The organism is Agromyces binzhouensis, from assembly GCF_042672355.1.
Taxonomy (GTDB): Bacteria; Actinomycetota; Actinomycetes; order Actinomycetales; family Microbacteriaceae; genus Agromyces; species Agromyces binzhouensis.
The window spans coordinates 135,510-154,275 of the sequence record NZ_JBHXVJ010000008.1 but is presented as its reverse complement, the minus strand read 5'-3'; the positions used below and the strand labels follow the sequence as shown (position 1 = coordinate 154,275).

The 18,766-nt window shown below is 71.5% G+C and carries 15 protein-coding genes; 6 read left to right on the top strand and 9 right to left on the bottom strand.

The genetic code is table 11. The features are described from left to right. Positions 1-14 precede the first annotated feature (14 nt). The 3 genes from ACFVHK_RS14775 (at position 15) to ACFVHK_RS14765 (ending at position 2,477) form a co-directional block, all read left to right on the top strand. Positions 15-764, top strand: a complete 750-nt coding sequence (locus ACFVHK_RS14775) for a maleylpyruvate isomerase N-terminal domain-containing protein (protein ID WP_376929475.1) — start codon at positions 15-17, stop codon at positions 762-764. A 90-nt stretch (positions 765-854) separates the two neighbouring features. After that, positions 855-995 (top strand): hypothetical protein, encoded by a 141-nt coding sequence (locus ACFVHK_RS14770; RefSeq protein WP_376929474.1) that lies wholly within the window; start codon positions 855-857, stop codon positions 993-995. A gap of 216 nt (positions 996-1,211) precedes the next feature. Continuing rightward, positions 1,212-2,477 (top strand): endonuclease/exonuclease/phosphatase family protein, encoded by a 1,266-nt coding sequence (locus ACFVHK_RS14765; protein ID WP_376929473.1) that lies wholly within the window; start codon positions 1,212-1,214, stop codon positions 2,475-2,477. 59 nt (positions 2,478-2,536) lie between these two features. On the opposite strand, the gene ACFVHK_RS14760 is transcribed toward ACFVHK_RS14765, so the two are convergent. Next, positions 2,537-3,163: a TetR/AcrR family transcriptional regulator gene (locus tag ACFVHK_RS14760; protein ID WP_376929472.1), complete on the bottom strand. Its 627-nt coding sequence runs from the start codon at positions 3,161-3,163 to the stop codon at positions 2,537-2,539. A 139-nt stretch (positions 3,164-3,302) separates the two neighbouring features. Between ACFVHK_RS14760 and ACFVHK_RS14755 the strand changes: the two genes are divergently transcribed. Both ACFVHK_RS14755 and ACFVHK_RS14750 read left to right on the top strand, forming a co-directional pair. Further along, positions 3,303-4,148: an alpha/beta hydrolase gene (locus ACFVHK_RS14755; RefSeq protein ID WP_376929471.1), complete on the top strand. Its 846-nt coding sequence runs from the start codon at positions 3,303-3,305 to the stop codon at positions 4,146-4,148. A gap of 157 nt (positions 4,149-4,305) precedes the next feature. Then, complete coding sequence (locus tag ACFVHK_RS14750; RefSeq protein WP_376929470.1) at positions 4,306-5,418, top strand: phage tail sheath family protein; 1,113 nt, start codon at positions 4,306-4,308, stop codon at positions 5,416-5,418. A gap of 15 nt (positions 5,419-5,433) precedes the next feature. Here ACFVHK_RS14750 and ACFVHK_RS14745 read toward each other — a convergent pair whose 3' ends face one another. The 7 genes from ACFVHK_RS14745 to ACFVHK_RS14715 form a co-directional block, all read right to left on the bottom strand. Next, a complete protein-coding gene (locus ACFVHK_RS14745; RefSeq protein WP_376929469.1) occupies positions 5,434-5,985 on the bottom strand; it encodes a hypothetical protein in 552 nt (183 codons plus the stop codon). Positions 5,986-6,087: 102 nt separating this feature from the next. Beyond that, on the bottom strand, positions 6,088-6,711 hold the full coding sequence (locus tag ACFVHK_RS14740; protein WP_376929468.1) for a histidine phosphatase family protein: 624 nt from the start codon (positions 6,709-6,711) through the stop codon (positions 6,088-6,090). 125 nt (positions 6,712-6,836) lie between these two features. Next, entirely contained in the window at positions 6,837-8,585 is a 1,749-nt protein-coding gene (locus ACFVHK_RS14735) for a glycoside hydrolase family 35 protein (RefSeq protein WP_376929467.1), read from the bottom strand. Next, complete coding sequence (locus ACFVHK_RS14730; protein ID WP_376929466.1) at positions 8,582-10,144, bottom strand: alpha-N-arabinofuranosidase; 1,563 nt, start codon at positions 10,142-10,144, stop codon at positions 8,582-8,584. Before ACFVHK_RS14730 ends, ACFVHK_RS14735 begins: the two co-directional genes overlap by 4 nt. A gap of 131 nt (positions 10,145-10,275) precedes the next feature. Further along, on the bottom strand, positions 10,276-11,613 hold the full coding sequence (locus tag ACFVHK_RS14725; protein ID WP_376929465.1) for an ABC transporter substrate-binding protein: 1,338 nt from the start codon (positions 11,611-11,613) through the stop codon (positions 10,276-10,278). A 95-nt stretch (positions 11,614-11,708) separates the two neighbouring features. Continuing rightward, positions 11,709-12,641, bottom strand: a complete 933-nt coding sequence (locus ACFVHK_RS14720) for a carbohydrate ABC transporter permease (RefSeq protein WP_376929464.1) — start codon at positions 12,639-12,641, stop codon at positions 11,709-11,711. Then, positions 12,638-13,579 (bottom strand): carbohydrate ABC transporter permease, encoded by a 942-nt coding sequence (locus ACFVHK_RS14715; protein ID WP_376929525.1) that lies wholly within the window; start codon positions 13,577-13,579, stop codon positions 12,638-12,640. The genes ACFVHK_RS14720 and ACFVHK_RS14715 overlap by 4 nt, the downstream gene beginning before the upstream one ends. Positions 13,580-13,689: 110 nt before the next feature. On the opposite strand from ACFVHK_RS14715, the gene ACFVHK_RS14710 reads away from it, so the two are divergent. Then, on the top strand, positions 13,690-14,733 hold the full coding sequence (locus ACFVHK_RS14710; RefSeq protein ID WP_376929463.1) for a LacI family DNA-binding transcriptional regulator: 1,044 nt from the start codon (positions 13,690-13,692) through the stop codon (positions 14,731-14,733). Positions 14,734-14,794: 61 nt separating this feature from the next. On the opposite strand, the gene ACFVHK_RS14705 is transcribed toward ACFVHK_RS14710, so the two are convergent. Further along, on the bottom strand, positions 14,795-18,442 hold the full coding sequence (locus ACFVHK_RS14705; protein WP_376929462.1) for a glycoside hydrolase: 3,648 nt from the start codon (positions 18,440-18,442) through the stop codon (positions 14,795-14,797). Positions 18,443-18,766 lie beyond the last annotated feature (324 nt).

Below are 18,766 nucleotides of genomic sequence, written 5' to 3'. Positions count from 1 at the left end.
GGGAGGATGGAGGCATGTCGTCCCTCAGCGCCCTCCGAGCCGTCACGTCGGCGTTCGCCGCGACCGCCGCGCTGACCGACCCCGAGGCGCCCGTGCGATCGGCGATCTGGCCCACCGCGGGTCGGATCGTCGACCACCTCGGGAACATCCAGCGCTGGGCGACCGAGGTCGTGCGCACGGGCGCACCCGCCGACCGTCGCGAGTTCCGCCGGCCGGCCGACGCCGATCGCGCGCCCTGGTTCCGCGAGGGGAGCGACTCGCTCGTGTCGGTGCTCGAGGGCGCGGACCCCGAGCGCATCGTGCCGATCCTCTACGGCGCGACCGGACCGACGCGCTTCTGGCATCGACGGATGGCGCACGAGGCGACGAAGCACCTCTGGGACCTGCGCACCGCGTCCGAGTCCGATCCGCGGCTGCCTCGCGAGGCGGGCCGCGCCGGCGCGGCGGACGCGGTGGACGAGTTCGGCGAGGTCTTCATGACGGAGGCGCGCCGTCGGGGCATCGCGTCGCTGGCCGGCACGGTCGCGCTCGTCGCGGCCGACACCGAGGACGCCTGGCGCGTGACCCCGGGCTGGGTCCTCGAGCGCGTCCCGCCCGGTGCGGCATCGGACGAGGACGCGCACGTGACGATCACCGCGGACGTGGGCGACCTCGTGCTCCTGCTCTGGGAGCGCGCCGACCTCGCGGCGCCGGACGGCCGGTTCCGGGTGCAGGGCGACGACGCCCTCGCGGCGGCCTTCGCGGCGACGCCCGTGCACCTCTGAGCGGTCCCGGGAGATCGGCGCGCGCACAGCCACCGCGGCTAGGGTGGCCACCACGGGGCCCGTCCGGGCTCCCGAGCAGAGGGCGTCACCGTGTCAGAGAAGTCAACGAAGAAGTCGTCCAACAACAAGACCGCAGCCTCGAGGACGCTCAAGGAGAAGCGGGCCGACAAGAAGGCGAAGGTCGCCGGCCGCGCGGGCAACGACGTCAGCGACGTCACGCACCGCAAGTAGCGTTCCGACGACGAGCTGCGCGGCGGGTCTCCCGGAGCGGGGGCCCGCCGCGTTTCCGTCGGCGGGCCGGTCGGGCCCCGCGGCGACGAGGCGACGGGGCCCGTGCACCTCTGAGCAGGAGCGGGCCCGCCCCGCTCGTTCGCGCACGGTTCTTCCGGCCGTCACTCGAAGCGCCTACCGTGGGCGGCAACCGGAACCGCCAGCAGAGGAGCTCGCATGTCCACGAGACGATCCGACCGCACCGCACTCCGCGCCCCACTCGTCGCCGCCTCCGCGGCGGTGCTCGCGCTCGGCGTCGGAGCGGCGGCCGCACCGGCCCAGGCCGCGCCCGGCGGAACGCCGGGACGCGCCGACACCGTCCGCGTCGCCACCTACAACCTCTCGCTCAACCGGAACTTCGAGGGGCAGCTCGTCGCCGACCTCTCGACGGGCACGAACGCGCAGGCGAAGACCGTCGCCGAGATCATCCAGCGCGCGAACCCCGACATCGTGCTGCTGAACGAGTTCGACTACGTGCCCGGGGGTGTCGCCGTCGACCTGTTCCGCGACAACTACCTCGAGGTCTCGCAGGGCGGCGCCGACCCGGTCGAGTACCCGTACGCCTTCGTCGCACCGTCGAACACGGGCGTGCCGAGCGGATTCGACCTCAACAACAACGGCGTCGTCGGGGGCGGCGACGACGCGTTCGGCTTCGGCTTCTTCCCCGGCCAGTTCGGCATGGCCCTCCTCTCGAAGTTCCCGATCGACGACGAGGCGGTGCGCACGTTCCAGCACTTCCTCTGGAAGGACATGCCGGGCGCACTGCTGCCCGATGACCCGGAGACCGCAACCCCGGCGGACTGGTACTCGCCCGAGGAGCTCGACGTCTTCCGCCTCTCGAGCAAGTCGCACTGGGACGTCCCGGTCGAGATCGGCGGACGCACGGTGCACGTGCTGGCGTCGCACCCGACGCCGCCGACCTTCGACGGCGCAGAGGACCGCAACGGCACGCGCAACCACGACGAGATCCGCTTCTGGGCCGACTACGTGCACCCGGGTGCCGCGTCGTCGTACATCTACGACGACCACGGGGTGTTCGGCGGACTGAAGCCCGGCTCGTCCTTCGTCATCCTCGGCGACCAGAACGCCGACCCGGTCGACGGCGACTCGACGGACGACGCGATCCACCAGCTCCTCGGCCACCCGCGCATCACCGACCCGATGCCGACGTCGGCCGGCGCGGTCGAGGCGTCCGAGCTGCAGGCCGGCGCGAACCTGGCCCACGAGGGCGACCCGGCGCTCGACACGGCCGACTTCAACGACAACCCGGCGCCGGGCAACCTGCGCGCCGACTACGTGCTGCCGTCGAAGGACCTCCGCGTCGCCGACGCGGGCGTGTTCTGGCCGGTCTCGTCCGACCCGCTGTCGGCGCTCACCGGCACCTTCCCGTTCCCGTCGAGCGACCACCGACTCGTGTGGGTCGACGTGCACGTGCGCGGCTGATCTCGAGTCGCGAGCGGCCCGCCTCCCCGTGAGGCGGGCCGTTCGCCGTGCTCGGCGCCTCAGCCCTCCTCGTTCGACGCCCCGTCCTCGGCCGTCGGCACCCGCGACAGCGGCAGCCCGGTCGCGCGGCGAGCGGATGCGAGGAACGCCGGCCGCACGCGCTCCCACCCGTCGAGGTACCCGCCGACCATCGCGGCGTCGCGGACGAGCACGAGCTCCGCGGCGCCGAGGCGCGGGTCGGGCGCGTCCGCTGCGTCGAGGACCTGCTCGAGCTCGGACCGGAACCATTCGCGGTGGGCCGCGACGGCGCGGCGGACGCCGCTGTCGGCGTCGGGATACTCGGCGGCGGCGTTGATGAACGGGCAGCCCCGCGTGTGGCGTCGGGCGACGTCGTCGGCGAGCCCGTCGATGACGAGCCCGACGAGCTCCCGCGGCGGGGCCCCGGTCGCCTCGGCGGCCTGGAACGCCGCGCGGATGTGCGCGTCCTCGACGCCGAGGTATGCCTCGACGAGGTCCTCCTTGCTCGGGAAGTGCCGGTAGAACGTCGCACGCGTCACGCCCGCCTCGCCGACGATGCGGTCGACTCCGACCGAGTGGATGCCCTCCCGATAGAAGAGCTCGCTCGCGGTCGCCAGCAGTCGCTCGCGCGCGATCGAGGCGCCGCCCGGGGTCGTTCGTGGTGCCATGGAGTAATGATAGAACGATCTTTCTCTTTTTGCTTGACAGCGGCTCGACCCACGGCGTAGTTTCAGGGAATGGAACAGAGAGAACGATCGTTCTTTCTCTAAAAGAAACCACGACCGCACCACGAGGAGCAGGAACAACATGACCACCACCGCGAAGCCCCCGATCGTCCTCATCCACGGCCTCTGGATGACCCCGAAGAGCTGGGACACCTGGGCCGAGCGGTTCCGCTCGCTCGGTCATGACGTCGTCGTCCCCGGCTGGCCCGGCATCGACGACCGCTCCGTCGCCGACATCCGCTCGAACCCCGAGCCGCTGAAGGGCATCGGGCTGAAGCAGATCGCCGACCACTACGAGCGCATCATCCGCGCGCTGCCGCGGAAGCCCATCATCATGGGCCACTCGTTCGGTGGCGTCATCACCCAGATGCTCGCCGACCGAGGGCTCGGCATCGCCTACGTCGGCGTCACGCCCGGCCAGACCGCGGGCATCACGACGCTGCCGCCGTCGACCCTGCGCACCGGCTTCCCCATCCTCTCGAACCCGTTCGACCGCAACGGTGCCAAGCCCATCTCGAAGGGCCACTTCCACTTCACGTTCGGCAACGACCTCAGCCGCGAGGCGTCCGACCGCATCTGGGAGGCGTACGCCGTCAACTCCTACAACCGGGTGCTCTTCGAGGGCGTGGCCTCGACCATCGACGAGCGGGGCGGCGTGACCCACGTCGACTACGGTCGCGCGGACCGCGCGCCGCTGCTCGTCATCACCGGTGAGATCGACCACGTCGTGCCGCCGGCCATCGGCCGCGCCATCGTGCGGAAGTACCGCAGGACGGGCAGCCCGGCCGTCGTCGACCACCGGGAGTTCGCCGGGCGCACCCACCGCATCGTCAGCCAGGACGGTTGGGAGGAGGTCGCCGACTTCGCGCTGGACTGGGCCCTCGAGCACGCCGGTGTCCAGCCCGCCCAGGAGCGTCCCACGGCCTGAGCGACGCTCGGGGTCCCTCGGACGGCGTGGAGTCCGCACTCCGCGCCGTCGCCTCCCGCTCCGGTCGCGAGCAGGCTCCTTGACACCCGCCACGGACGGGAGGAGGCTCGGCCACGAGGCATCCGCTCGACGCAGCCGGGTACGGGAGGTGGGGCCGATGACGCGACCCATCGAGGGCGTCGGAACCGCCGTCGCGGCATTCCTGGGCTCCGCGGGGGACGGCCCGATCGGCGACCCCGTCGACATCGACGTCGGCGGCTGGGGCACCGACGAGGATGCGATCTGGGGCGACCTGCACGCATCGCCGCTCCGGCGCGCACTGCGCTCGTACTTCGACAACGGCGGCGCCTCGGCAGTGGCGGTGCGGGTCGCCGACACCGGCATCGACGGTGTCCGGGGCGGCCTCGAGGCCCTCGAGCGCGTCGACCTCGTGAACCTGCTCGTGCTGCCCGCCGAGTCCGCCGCGCGCGCCGACGCCCACGAGATCGTCGCGGAGGCGGTCGCCTTCTGCGAACGCCGCCGAGCGATGCTGCTCGTCGACCCGCCGGCGTCGTGGTCGAGCCTCGAGGCCATCCGGGCCGCCATCGCGGACGGGGCGCAGGCTGCGGTCGGCACCGCGAGCTCCAACGCCGCACTGTACGCGCCGCGCCTGCGCCGCACCGACCCGTCGCGCGCCGGGTCCGTCGAGACGTTCGCCGCCTCGGCGGCCGTGGCCGGCGTGCTCGCGCGCAGCGACGCGGCGCACGGCGTGTGGTCGGCACCGGCCGGAACCGACGCGGACGTCCGCGGCGCCGACGGCCTCGAGTTCGACCTCGGGAACCGCGACGCCGAATCGCTCAACACGGCGGGCATCAGCACGTTGCGCACCTTCGCGGGGCACGGGCCGGTCGTCTGGGGAGCACGCACGCTGGCGGGCGCGGACGCGGCGGCGAGCGCGTGGAAGTACGTCCCGGTGCGCCGCACGGCGCTCTTCCTCGAGGAGAGCCTCGATCGCGGCCTGCAGTGGACGCGATTCGAACCCAACGCCGAGGCGCTCTGGGAGGAGGTGCGCGAGTCGGTCGGCGCGTTCCTGCACGAGCTGTTCCGGGTCGGTGCGTTCCGGGGGAACGCGCCCGATCGCGCGTACTTCGTGAAGTGCGACCACGACACGGTCTCGGAGCGCGACATCGATGCGGGTGACCTGCCGGTCTTCGTGGGGTTCGCGCCGATCCGCCCCGCGGAGTTCGTCGTCCTGCACATCAGGGCGCGCGCGCGGCGCCCGGGCGACTGAGCCGCCGCGCGGGGCTCAGGCCGCGCCCGGGAGGCCCGGTCCGACCCGGTCGGGCACGGCCCTCACCACGCCAGGCAGCCACCGATGCACCTCGGGCCATGCTCGAGCCGTCGGCAGGTGCCGGATGAGCCCTGCCAGGGGCGCATCGCCCGGCTCCCACGGCAGCACGCGGTTCGGGGACGCCGCGGCGACCACGCCGAGCCACCAGTGCATCCAGGTCCCCCGCAGCGACTCGGGTTCGAGGACGACGTAGTAGTCGGGCACCCTGAGCTCGTGCCGCGCGACCGCGTCGATCACCTGCTCGATCTCGAGCTGCAGGACGCCGAGCGTCGCCCGCTCGTCGTAGAACTCGACCCACGCGGATGCCACGTGGCCGAGCGGATCCCGGTCGTGCACGACGAACGGCGCGTGCGACGTGCTCGACCAGGTGACGACCTCGGCGTCGGTGGCATCCGTCATCTCGGCGAACGTCGCGCTCTCGACGTTCGCGAGCCCGGCGAGGGATCCGATCGCGGCGGTCGCCTCCTCGCCCACGACGACCAGGGTGGTGCTGCCCGGTGCCTCCATTTCCGGATCATACGTCCGGTGCGGCCGACTCCGGGAGGGGCGACATCGGCCCGTCGCACGATCGTTCCGAGATCGCAACACGCGCCGCACGTCGGCCGGCGCTCAGGCGGTGCGACCCAGCACCTCGTCACCCGCACGGACCGGACGCAGCCACGGCAGCACCTCGTCGAACGACGTGCCGCCGACGGTCAGCACGCGCCACGAGGCATCCGCTCGTTCGAGCCGCGAGACCGACAGGTTGTCGAGCCGGGGGTAGCTCTGCGCCTCGTGGCCGCTGAGCTCGCCGAGCGCGTGCCGGATGAGCGTGCCGTGCGCGACGGCGAGCACGCGCGCGCCGTCGTGATCGACGGCGATGCGCGCGAGCGCCCGCGCCCCCCGCGGGCCGACCTCGTGGTCGGGCTCCTTGCCCGGGAACTCCCTGCCCGGCCACCGCTCGTCGATCTGCGTGACGTGCGTGCCCTCGGCGTCGCCGAAGTCCTGCTCGACGAGGTCGTCGTACGCTCCGGCGACGGGCAGGCCGAGCCCGTCGGCGAGGATGGCGGCGGTCTCCCGCGCCCGGCCGAGCGTCGAGCTCACGACGACGTCCCAGTCGGCCGGATCGAGCGTGCGCGCCGCCTGCGCGGCCTGGGCGCGCCCGGTCGCGTTCAGCGGGATGTCGGTCCGGCCCTGCATGAGCCCGCGCAGGTTCCATTCGGTCTGTCCGTGGCGGACGAGGGCGAGATGCATGGGTTCCAGCCTAGGCGGGGCCGTCTGGGCGGATGCCGCGTGCGCCCCGCCGGTCACGCCCGCTCGCCGCGCGATGCGGGACTGGGACGGCTCTCCCCTCGCGTCCGAATCCATCCGGGGCCGCGTCAGATCTCGGTGTGCCCGAGGTGGGGATGCGCGAGGAACCGCACCTCCGGCTCGGCGATCGTCTCGAATTCGAGCACGGCCACCTCGTTGCGCCCCGCGCGGACGACGGGCGCCGGCACGATGAGCGTGCGCTGCGGCCCGCGGCGCCAGTAGCGACCGAGCAGGAACCCGTTGATCCAGACGAGTCCCTTGCCCCAGTGCAGGGTGTCCAGGAACAGGTCGGCGGATGCCTCGGCGTCGAATTCGCCGTGGGCGAGCACGGGACCGGCGGCGAACTCGGACGGCCCGAGCCTCGCCAGGTCCGGCAGCCGGTCGAGGTCGAGCGGTCGGGCCGCCCATCCCGTCAGCGGAACGCCGTCGAGCGCGACGCCGCCGATGAGTCCCTTGTGCTCGCCGATTCGCGGGCCGTAGTTCACGCGACCCTGGTCCTCGACGACGATCACGAGCTCGCCGCGCGCCTCGGTCAGCGCGACCGCGCGCTCGTGCGCGTCCCTGCCCATCACGCCCGCGGGAACCCCGTCGATCAGCACCCAGGCTCGGTCGCGCACCTCCTCGCCCACGGTGAGCACGCCGGGCCCGCCTCGGCTGAGCCGAGTGGCGAAGAGCACGACGCCGCGATCCTGGTCGAGGTCCTCGAAGGTCGGGACGTCGTCATGGCGCGACTCGTCGCCGAGCCTCGGCGCGACCTCGAGCAGCGACGGGCCGACCGCGAGCGGCGCGGTGATCTCGGGCGCGGGCGCCCGCTCGGCGGGCCGCTCGTCGGGCACGTCCGCGTACTTCGCGATCACGTCACGGAACGCCCAGAACTTCTCGGTCGGGTACCCGGCTTCGTCGAGCGGTGCGTCGTAGTCGTAGCTCGTCGTGATCGGCGCGTACCGGCCCTTGTCGTTGGCACCGTTCGTCAGCCCGAAGTTGGTCCCGCCGTGGAACATGTAGACGTTGACCGAGCCGCCGGCCGCGAGCAGCGTGTCGAGCTCGGCCGCGGAGGCGGCGGCATCCGTCGTGTGGTGGTGCGAGCCCCAATCGTCGAACCAGCCGCACCAGAACTCCATGCACATGAGCGGACCGGTGGGCTGGTATTCGCGGAGGGTCGCCAGGCGCTCGGCGGTGCGCGACCCGAAGGAGCCGGTGAGGTGCAGGCCCGCCAGGCTGCCGTCGGCGAGCATCTGCGGAGTCGGCTGGTCGATCGTCGTGAGCGGCACCGTGATGCCGGCATCGCGCGTGACGCGCACGAGCTCCGCGAGGTAGTCCTTGTCGGCGCCGTACGCACCGTACTCGTTCTCGATCTGGACGAGGATCACCGGTCCACCGACGTCGATCTGCCGCGGCGCGACGATGTCGTACACGTTCCGCAGGTAGTCCGAGACGGCGGCGAGGTAGCGAGGCTCGAAGCGGCGCACACCGACGGCGGGATCGCGGAACAGCCACGCGGGCAGTCCGCCGTTGTCCCATTCCGCGCAGATGTACGGACCGGGTCGGACGATGGCGTGCATGCCCTCGGCGGCCACGAGGTCGAGGAAGCGGCCGAGGTCCACGTCGTCGTCGGCGCGCCACCTGCCGCGCACCGGCTCGTGCTGGTTCCACGCGACGTAGGTCTCGATCGCGTTGAGGCCCATGAGCCGGGCCTTCCGGATCCGATCGGCCCAGAGGTCCGGGTGGATGCGGAAGTAGTGCAGCGCTCCGGCCAGGATCCGGTGCGGCCGACCGTCCAGCTCGAAGTCGGTCTCGCCGATGGCGAAGCGGCTCACGGGGTCTCCTCCTCGTACGACTCCTGCGCGTCGCGCGCGAGCCGGATGACGGTCCAGGACAGTGCGGGCAGCTCCGCCGCGATCACCTCGCCGTCGGAACGGACCCCAGCGAGGGGCGCCGGGCGGACGGCCTCGTCGCCCGGGCCGTTCGTGCGATGGCGGTCGGCTCCCTCGGGAACGGTCAACGTCGTCGCCTCGGCGACACGCCAACCGCCGCTGACGCCTCGGTCGACCGTTTCGTCGACGACCGCGAGATGCAGCGGCATCCGCCGGTCGAGGCTGCGATTGACGATGAAGACGGATGCCTCGTCCGCGTCGACGGTCGCGACCGCATCCACGATCGCGACGTCGCCGTGTCGATCGGTGCGATGGGTGTCGACGTCGACTTCCGGGCGCACGACGACGCCGCGGGCATGGCGCGCCGCGTCGCGGAACGGGAAGAACGTGGTCTGCCGCCAGGCGGGGCCACCGGTCTCGCAGCGGATGGGCGCGATGACGTTGACCAACTGCGCGAGGTTGGCCATGCTCACGCGGTCGGCGTGGCGGAGGAGCGCGATGAGCAGCCCTCCGACGACGACCGCATCGGTGACCGTGTAGTCGTCCTCGATGACGGGCTGGTTGCGGAACTCGCCGCCGAGCACGCGCGGCTTGTCGACCTCGTTCCAGCGGGTCTGGTTCCAGACGTTCCATTCGTCGACGCTGATGCCCACTGGCTCCGTCGCGGTGTCGGCCGCGACCTCGTCGATGATCGCGGCGACCGCGTCGAGGTAGCGGTCGAGGTGCGCGCCGGAGGCGAGGAAGCTCGCCGCGTCATCGCCCTGCTCCTCGTAGTAGGCGTGCACGGAGATGTGGTCGACGAGCCCCGCGGTCAGCTGGAGCACCGTGCGCTCCCAGTCGCCGAACGTCGGCATCTCGAAGTTCGAGCTGCCCGCGACCACGAGCTCGACGCGGTGGTCGATGAAGCGCATGAGCCGCGCGGTCTCGGCGGCGATGCGCCCGTACTCGTGGGCGGTCTTGTGTCCGATCTGCCACGGGCCGTCCATCTCGTTGCCGAGGCACCAGACGCGGATGTCGAACGGCTCGTCACGTCCGTTCGCGCGCCGCCGGTCGCTCAGCGTCGTGCCCGCGGGGTGGTTGGCGTACTCGAGCAGGTCTGCGGCCTCGGCCGGACCGCGCGTGCCGAGGTTCACGGCCTCGACGAGCTCCATGCCGGCCTCCGCCGCCCACTCGGCGAACTCGTGCAGGCCGACGGTGTTCGGCTCGATGCCGCGCCAGGCGGGTTCGAGGCGCACCGGTCGCTCGTCGACGGGACCGACGCCGTCCTCCCATCGGTAGCCGGAGACGAAGTTGCCACCCGGGTAGCGGACCGCCGTCGCTCCGAGCTCGCGGACGAGGTCGGCGACGTCGGAGCGGAACCCGCGATGGTCCGCGCTCGCGGAGGCCGGGTCGTGGATGCCTCCGTGGACGGAGCGGCCCATGTGCTCGACGAACGTGCCGAACAGCCGGCGCGGCACGGCGCCGATGGCGGCGGCCGGGTCGAGGCGGATGCGGGCGGTCATGCGGACTCCGTTCGTGCGGTCCGGCGATCGAGCGATCGATCCCGGTGGTGTGAGGTGAGGTGAGGTGAGGTGAGGTGGGAGGCGACGGGGCCGGCCGGGTGACCGGCCGGCCCCGCTCCTCGATCCGAGGACTACTCGCTGACGGAGAAGCCCTGATCGTTGCCGTACTGGACGAGCTGCTCCTGCCAGTCGGCGAGGCCGTCGTTCAGGTCGGACGCGTTCGCGTAGGCCTGGCCGACGGTGTCGCCGTAGATGCTGTTCGCGTACACCTGGTACGGGAGGTACGACCAGCCCGACGAGACGTCCTTCGACGCCTGGGTCAGGACCTCGTTGATCTTCTGGCCACCGAAGTACTCCGACTCGTAGCCCACGAACTCCGGGTCGTCGAGGTCGGCGGTCGTGGACGGGAAGCCGCCGCTCTCGAGGAAGATGTCGATGGAGGCCGGGTCGCTGTTCAGCCAGCGGAGGAATGCCGCGGCGAGTGCCGGGTTCTCCGACTGCTTCGTGACGGACTGGCCGCCGCCGCCGTTCTCGGCGGCGACCGGGGTGCCGTCGTAGGTCGGCATGGGCGCCACCCGCCAGTCGCCCGACGCGTCGGGGACGCTCGACTCGAGCACGCCGGGCATCCAGGCGCCGATCACGAGCGAGGCGATCGAGCCGTCGGCGAGGCCCTTGAACCACTCGTCCGACCAGCCGGGGGTCGTCGCGAGGAGCTCCTCTTCGACGAGCTGGTTCCAGACGCCCGTCCACTGCTGCGTGCCCTCGTCGGCCAGGTCGATCGTGATGTCGGTTCCATCGATGCCGAACGGCCGGCCGCCGGCCTGCCAGATCATGCTCGTCGTGAAGCCCGCGTCGCCGGTGTCCGAGGTGAGGTACTTCGAGGGGTCGGCCGCGTGGAGGTCGCGCGCAGCCTGCACGTACTCGTCCCAGGTGGCAGGCACCTCGATGCCGTTCTCCTGGAAGACGGTCGCGTTGTAGAACAGCGCCATCGGTCCCGAGTCCTGCGGAAGGCCGACGAGCTTGCCGTCGACGTTCACCGCGCCCCAGGTGGACGCCGAGTACTGGTCCTCGAGTTCGTCGAGGCCGTACTCGCCCAGGTCGACCAGTGCATCGGAGAGCGCGAACTGCGGGATCGCGTAGTACTCGATCTGCACGACGTCGGGCGCGCCCGATCCTGCCTTGATGGCGTTCTGGAGCTTCGTGTACTCCTCCGTGTTGGTGCCGGCGTTCACGAGCTCGACGTCGACGTTCGGGTAGGCCTCCTCGAACGCCGCGACCTGCGCCTCGGCGCTCGGGGTCCAGCTCCAGTAGGTGATCTTGCCGCCCTGCTCGAGCGCGGCGTCGAGGTCGTCGGCCGAGCCCGTCGAGCCGGCGTCGCCGCCCGCCGAGCAGGCCGCGAGCGAACCGACCAGCGCGGCCGCCGCGACGACCGACAGGGTCCGCCGGGTGGCGGATCGGGTGATGCGCATGGGATGTGTCCCTTCACTTCGTTGTGCCATGTGTTCCGGGGCAGGACGCTCCGGTCGAGCGGGCTGGGGGTGGTCCGCCTGGCAGTGCCGCTCGGTCACTGCTTGACGCTTCCGGCGCTGAGCCCGGACTGCCAGAACCGCTGCAGCCCGAGGAACGCGACGACGATGGGGACGATCGTGAGCAGCGAGCCCGTGATCACCAGGTTGTAGATGGGCTGCGCGCCGACGCCGGTGGCCTGCGCGTTCCACTGGTTGAGGCCGACGGTGAGCGGGTACCACGTGGGGTCGCTCAGCATGATCAGCGGCAGGAAGTAGTTGTTCCAGGTCGCGACGACGGTGAAGAGCAGCACCGTCACGATCCCGGGAGCGAGCAGCCGGATCGAGATCGTGAAGAAGGTGCGGAACTCGCCCGCGCCGTCCATCCGCGCGGCCTCGAGGAGCTCGGTCGGAACCGAGTCGACCGCGTACACCCAGATCAGGTAGAGCCCGAACGGGCTGATCAGCGACGGGATGATGATCGCCCACGGGGTGTTGGTGAGGCCGAGCTGGCTGAACATGAGGAACGTCGGCACGGCGAGCGCCGTGCCGGGCACGGCGATCGCGCCGAGCACGACGGCGAAGATCGCGCGTCGCCCCGCGAACCGGAACTTGGCCAGTCCGTAGCCGGCGAGCGTCGCGAGCAGGGTCGCCCCGCCCGCGCCGAGCACGACGTAGAGGAGGGTGTTTCCGAACCAGCGGAGGAAGATCCCGTCGCGGTACGTCAGCGTCTCCCAGATGTTCTGGAACAGCACGAACTCGTCGCCGAACCAGAGCCCGAAGCTCGAGAACAGACCGGCCTGGGTCTTCGTCGCGTTGATCACCAGCCAGAGCAGCGGCACGAGGCTGTAGACGACGAAGATGCCCATCATGAGGGTGAAGGCCACGGACTTGCGCGGCTGCAGCGGCGACGTGCGACGACGGCGGGGCGCGGCATCCGTCGGCCGGGCGGAGCCGGCCGACCGGCGTTCGCGGACGGCGGTGGTGCTCATCGGTCCTCCTTGCGCGAGCCGCGCAGCTGCACGACGTAGGCGATGACGGCCGTGATGACGCCCATCACGATCGCGACGGTGGCCGAGTAGTTGTACTGCTGGCCCGCGAACGAGAGGTTGTAGGCGTACATGTTCGGCGTGAAGTACGTGGTGATGATGTTCGGCGCCAGCGTGCGCAGGATGTTCGGCTCGTTGAAGAGCTGGAAGCTGCCGATGATCGAGAAGATCGTTGCGATGACGATCGCACCGCGAAGTGCGGGGAGCTTGATGCCCGTGACGACCCGGAACGGCCCGGCGCCGTCGAGCTCCGCCGCCTCGTACAGGTCGGTCGGGATGACGCGCAGCGCCGAGTAGAAGATCAGCATGTTGTAGCCGACGAACTCCCAGGTCACGATGTTGCCGATCGAGACGAGGACCCACTCCCGGGCGAAGGGAGTCAGCACGGTCGCGCCCAGCCAGTCGTTGATGTTCGCGGCGAGTCCGAAGTTGTCGCCGTACATGAAGCCCCACATGAGGACCGCGACGACCGCCGGCACCGCGTAGGGCAGGAAGATCACGATCCGGAAGAAGCCGGAGGCGTGCAGCCGTGCGCTGTCGATCGCGAGCGCGGCGACGAGCGCGAGCGCCAGCATGACCGGGACCTGGATGACGAGGAAGAGGACGACCCGACCGAAGGACTCCCAGAACTGCGGGTCCTGGACGAGGGCCGCGTAGTTGTCGAGCCCGACGAACGCGTTGCCGCCGACGAGCTGCTGGCGGAACAGGCTCAGGTACAGCGAGTACGCGACCGGCGCGATGAACACCAGGAGGAACACCACGAGGAAGGGGGCGACGAACGCCAGGCCCTTCCATTCGCTGCGACCGCGCGCGCTGCGCCTGCGGCCGGGCGCCGTCGTGGCCGCGGCGAGGGCCGGCGCGGCGGGGGACGTCGTTGTCATCATTCTTCCAATCAATCACCATGTTCACGTCAACATGGCGTGGAGACACCGTAGCATGTTGACGTGAACATGCGCCACTCTGGGCGCAGGCCATGACGAAGGAGCCATCCATGACGACCGTCTCCCCGAACGGGCCGACCACGTCCGCCCGTCGACGCGGGCCGTCGATGGCCGACGTCGCCCGCGAAGCGGGTGTCTCCGGGCAGACCGTCTCACGAGTGGCCAACGGGCGCGCCAACGTCGATGCCGAGACGCGCGCGCGCGTGCTCGCGGCCATGGAGAAGCTCGGCTATCGCCCGAACAGCGCCGCCCGTGCACTGCGCACCGGCCGCTTCCGCAGCATCGGGGTGATCATGTTCACGCTGTCGAGCTTCGGCAACATGCGCACGCTCGACGCCGTGGCGTCGGCCGCGGAGGAGGCCGGCTATTCGCTGACGCTCATCCCGGTCCCGCATCCGACCCGCGGCGAGGTGTCGGTCGCGTTCGACCGGCTCGCCGACGCCGCCGTCGACGGCGTGATCATCATCATCGAGGCGCATCTCCTCGACGAGAGCGACGTGGAACTGCCGCCGGGCCTGCCCGTGGTCATCGTCGACTCCACGGGGCACGACCGGTTCCCGGGCGTGGACACGGACCAGGCCCACGGCGCACGGCAGGCGACCGAGCACCTCCTCGACCTCGGCCACGCGACCGTCTGGCACATCGCCGGCCCGGATCGCTCCTATTCCGCGACCCGTCGCCGCCAATCGTGGGAGGCGACGCTCCGCGACCGCGGTGCTGCGGTGCATCCGCCGCTCGTCGGCGACTGGTCGGCCGACTCGGGCCACGAGCTCGGCCTGCGGCTCGCCGCCGATCCCGAGGTCACCGCAGTCTTCGCCGCCAACGACCAGATGGCGCTCGGCGTCCTCCGGGCGATGCACGAAGCCGGGCGGGCGGTGCCCGACGAGGTGAGCGTCGTCGGTTTCGACGACATGGAGGAGGCAGGAAGCTTCTGGCCCCCGCTGACGACGGTGCGGCAGTTCTTCGGCGAGGTCGGTCGCCGATCGGTCGAGGCGCTGCTGCACGAGGTCGAGTCCGGCGAGCGCCGCGAGCCGTCCCTCGTCGACACCGAGCTCGTCGTCCGGCAGAGCACCGCGGCGCCGGCCACGCGCTGATCCCGGCGTCGCACGAGCGCCCGGCCCCGCGAGGGACCGGGCGCTCGTTCGTTGACGCGTGTCAGGGCTTCTGCGCATTCGCCGCGAGGATGCGGCCGCCGTCGGTCTCGGCGTTCGCGGGGTCGACGCCATCGGCCTCCACGCTGACGCGCACGCTGAGCAGCTTGCCCGCGTCGTTCGTCACCGGCGTGTAGGCCTGCTCCGTCGCCCCGTCGATCGGCTCGCCGTTCCTGAACCACTGCCAGGCGATCGCGCCGTCGCCGGGATCGATCGTGGCCGTCGCGACTGCGGGGGTACCGACGCGGGGCCGATCGACGACCTGCAGGTCGGCGATCATCGCGTGTCGCCGCACGGTGACGGTCGTGACGGTCCGCTCGCTGCCATCGGCGCTCGTCACGGACACCGTTCCCACGCCGCCGTTGGCGGTGGTCGGCTGCTCGATGCGCACGGCCGCCGCCGAGTCGACCGCGATCGCGTCGAGCACGGGCAGGCGTCCGCCCTCGACGTCCACCGTGTACTCCGTGACCGCCGCATCGAACCCGTCCACGCCTTCGCCGTCGAGGCGCAGGGCTGCGAGGTCGCTCACCGCGGCAGCGGCCGGCACCGACTCGAAGAGCTGCACTTCGGAGACGATCAGGTGCGTGTTCGGGTACGCGTTCATGACGACGCGCACGCCCGTCGCCGTGGTCGGCGCGAACTCGGCGGTGACGATCGGCGCGCTGCCGTCGACAGGCGAGGAGACCGGCTGGGACTGCTCCCAGCCCGGCGCCGGCGCCCACATGCCGCCTGCATCACGCAGCTGCACCTGCATGGTCTGCGCCCAGCTGCTCGTGCCGTCGCGCCAGAAGTGCACGGTCACCCGCTCGACTTCCCGACCGGCGAACGCGTAGGTCAGCGTGCTCTGGGTCGGCTTGTTCGTCGAGACCCAGTTCGACCAGCCCTTGTCGCCGACCACCCCGTTGCGCGTGCGGTCGATCGGGTACCCCGACTCGGTCGAGCTCGCCGACGCCGTCACGCCGGAATCGGGCGCGAAGTTGCGCAGCGTCCCGTCGGTGACGAGCACCGAGAGCACGGCCGGCAGGCTCTCGCCGTCGACGGTCGCGGTGCCGTCGACTCGGATGACTCCGACCTCGCCGAACGCGTCGGCGGCGACCTCCGACCAGTCCCAGGCCACGGGCACGTCGAACGCCTGCTCGGACGCCCCGACGTGGGCCGGCGCCGCCGCGGGCGCGGCGGCCTGCACGCCCGCGAGACTCGCACCCTTCGCCACCGTCACGGACACGGGATCGGTCGCGGTGAGCCCGCCGACGTCGACCCTCGCGGTCACGGCGATCTCCCGCCCGAACACGTCGGTCGCAGTGCCGGCGACCTCGACGCGGCCGCGTTCGGCCCAGGCCGAGGCATCCGGCAGCGCCCACTCGACGGGCACGGCGACCCCGGCGCCCCAGGCGTAGCGCGGTGCGACGGTCGTCGGCAGCACCGGCTCGACGCCGACGAGGGTGCGCGCCGGAATCGACTGGTCCTCGAGTGGCGCGAGGTCGCGCGGCTGCCACGACTGGTTGGTCCCGCCGTTCGATCCGTAGACCCCGACGTTCGCGTTCTCGGCGGTGGACTGCCCGCCGACGTCGAGCGACAGGCCCAGCCGCTCGTTGACGAGAGAGAACGCCCTGCCATCGGTCGTGTTCACGATCCACCGGGTCGCGGAGTCGTCGGCGGCAGCCTCGACGTCGATCGAGCGCAGGTCGGTTCCCGAACTCGTCGCCCCGAGCACCCGGCCGTCGGATGCCTCGAGCACGACGCGCCGCGTCGCCGCACGCTCACCGGGCTCGACCTCGTGCACGGTCCATGCCTGGCGCACGGCGAGCGAGGAGTCGGTCGCCAGTGTCGTGATCGTGGTGGCGGGGGTGCTGCCTGCGGTGAGGGCCTTCGCGCTCTGCGTGCCCACGAGCTGGTAGCCGCGACCGTCCCGGAGCGCGGGCGTATCGTCGGCCACCCCGGAGACGCCGTCGACGACGAACGTCGTGATCGACTTCGCCGGGACGGTGATCGTCGCGCTGCCGGACTCCGGGTCGACCGCGACGGCGTCGCCGGCCACGAGCGCGGTGGCGGTCGGCTCACCGGCCGAGGTCGCCTGCGTGGTCACGTACGGTGTGACGCTCGCCCCGTCGGCGATCTCGCCGAAGCGCGAGAGATCGAGCGTGACCTGGCGCTCGGACCCGCTGGTGTTGCGGTGGACGACCGTCGCGCCGCTGCCGTCGGCGCGGAGCGCCGCGGTACTCGACGTGTCGTCGACCGCGATGAGGTGGTCGCCCTCGTGGATGAACTTGGTGAAGTTGCGGATCGCGTTGAACTTCGAGTTCACCTCCACGCCGCACGGCGCGACGGCGGTCGTGTCGCCACCGGCGTCCGCGACGCGACGTGCCGACTTCCACACCTCCGTGCCGCCCTCGTCGTACGGGCGGCAGTCGAGGTCGATGAACACCGAACCCCAGTTGAGGTTCTCGCCCTGCGGCTGCATGTTGTACAGGTCCTCGACGGGCTGCCAGAGCACCCAGGCCTTGGGTTCGAGCTCGCGAAGGTCGTCGATGATGCGGCCGGCGATGCCGAGGCCGTTCTCGATGTCGACCGGGTCGTAGCCGTCGACCCAGCTGCCCTCGATCTCGCTCATCCAGAGGTCGGTGTCGGCCTGCTTGGCGAGGTCCCGCACGACGAGCCGGCCGGAGGTGCCGTAGGTGTGCACGTTCATCCGGTCGACCACCGCACGGGTCGCGGACGGGTACGCCGCCCAGTTCGTCGCGAAGGTCCCCGGGTTCGTCTCGTCCATGGCGGCCACGCCGGCATCAGTCGTCGTGCCATCCGCGTCGAGCTGCGCGGCGAGTGCATCCACGAGCTGCACCTGCCGGGCCGGGCCGACGTGCATGCCCTCCTGGCGCCCCCCGACCGGGACGCCGTCGCGCAGCGTCGTGCCCCAGTAGTTCGTGTTCGGCTCGTTGAGCGGGTCGATGGTGTCGACGTCGATGCCGTACTCGTCCTCGAGGTGCTCCGTGACGCGCACGAGGTACTCGGCGAAGTCGTCGATCGCAGCGGGCTTCAACTGCTCGGCCGAGGAGTTGAAGCCGCCCGAGACGTACCCGCTCTCGGTCATGAAGTACGGCGCCGAGTTCGCGAAGGTCTCCCAGTGGGTGATCCTGCCGTCGTCGGCGAGGCGCTGCACCCACCAGCGCTGCGTCGCGTCGGCGTCCCAGTCGTAGGCTGCCTCATCGCCCGAGTCCCACGCGGCGAGCACGTCGCCCCGCTCGCCGTAGGTCGTCGCGGCGCCGCCGTACGTGCCGACGGAACCATCCGGGTCCGGGGCCCACCAGCCCTCGACGGCGCCGCCGGCGCGCAGGTAGTCGGTGACATCCGAGGCGTTGCCGCCGCCGATGTTGTAGCGCGCGATGTTCAGGTCGAGGCCGTCCTCGCCGAACACCTTCTGGTAGAGCTCCTCGCGGAGCTCCTCCGGGTAGTCGCCCGTTGCGTTCGCGAACCAGACGAGGCTCGTGCCCCATCCCTCGAACTCCTCGCCCGCGTACCAGGGGTTCGGCGTGACGGTCACCCCGTCCGCCGCCTGCGCCGGCGCGGCACCGGCGATCGGGGCCGCGGCCAGCGCCCCCGTCGTCAGCGCGGCGCCCGTGATGAGCGCCGCGATTCGTCTGCCCTGCATCCTCATTGACGTCGTCCTCTTTCGCCTTCGAAACGGTCCGTGCAGCTCGGGTGTGTTGACGTCAACACACCCGAGTGCCGACTGTACATGTTGACGTCAACATTCGGAAGGGGCGTGATCCGACCGCACTGCCGCCGAACAGGCCGCGCACTCGGCAGCCGGCCGAAGATCACCCGCGCATCAGAATCGCATCACCGTCTCGCGCCGGGTCCCGTCGAACCGGACTCATGCGTACGCAGTCCAGGGGCACTCGCGGGATGGATCAGTCCGGCTCGCCCAGCGGGCGCGATCGCCCGTGCGCCCCCCTCGACGCTCGCCGCCGCGAGGGCT

Bases quoted from the DNA above. Each gene is read 5' to 3' on its own strand.
- ACFVHK_RS14715 (WP_376929525.1), bottom strand. From the start codon at position 13,579: ATGACAACGACGTCCCCCGCCGCGCCGGCCCTCGCCGCGGCCACGACG.
- ACFVHK_RS14740 (WP_376929468.1), bottom strand. From the start codon at position 6,711: ATGCATCTCGCCCTCGTCCGCCACGGACAGACCGAATGGAACCTGCGC.
- ACFVHK_RS14710 (WP_376929463.1), top strand. From the start codon at position 13,690: ATGACGACCGTCTCCCCGAACGGGCCGACCACGTCCGCCCGTCGACGC.
- ACFVHK_RS14765 (WP_376929473.1), top strand. From the start codon at position 1,212: ATGTCCACGAGACGATCCGACCGCACCGCACTCCGCGCCCCACTCGTC.
- ACFVHK_RS14745 (WP_376929469.1), bottom strand. From the start codon at position 5,985: ATGGAGGCACCGGGCAGCACCACCCTGGTCGTCGTGGGCGAGGAGGCG.
- ACFVHK_RS14705 (WP_376929462.1), bottom strand. From the start codon at position 18,442: ATGAGGATGCAGGGCAGACGAATCGCGGCGCTCATCACGGGCGCCGCG.
- ACFVHK_RS14730 (WP_376929466.1), bottom strand. From the start codon at position 10,144: ATGACCGCCCGCATCCGCCTCGACCCGGCCGCCGCCATCGGCGCCGTG.
- ACFVHK_RS14760 (WP_376929472.1), bottom strand. From the start codon at position 3,163: ATGGCACCACGAACGACCCCGGGCGGCGCCTCGATCGCGCGCGAGCGA.
- ACFVHK_RS14775 (WP_376929475.1), top strand. From the start codon at position 15: ATGTCGTCCCTCAGCGCCCTCCGAGCCGTCACGTCGGCGTTCGCCGCG.
- ACFVHK_RS14720 (WP_376929464.1), bottom strand. From the start codon at position 12,641: ATGAGCACCACCGCCGTCCGCGAACGCCGGTCGGCCGGCTCCGCCCGG.
- ACFVHK_RS14750 (WP_376929470.1), top strand. From the start codon at position 4,306: ATGACGCGACCCATCGAGGGCGTCGGAACCGCCGTCGCGGCATTCCTG.
- ACFVHK_RS14725 (WP_376929465.1), bottom strand. From the start codon at position 11,613: ATGCGCATCACCCGATCCGCCACCCGGCGGACCCTGTCGGTCGTCGCG.
- ACFVHK_RS14755 (WP_376929471.1), top strand. From the start codon at position 3,303: ATGACCACCACCGCGAAGCCCCCGATCGTCCTCATCCACGGCCTCTGG.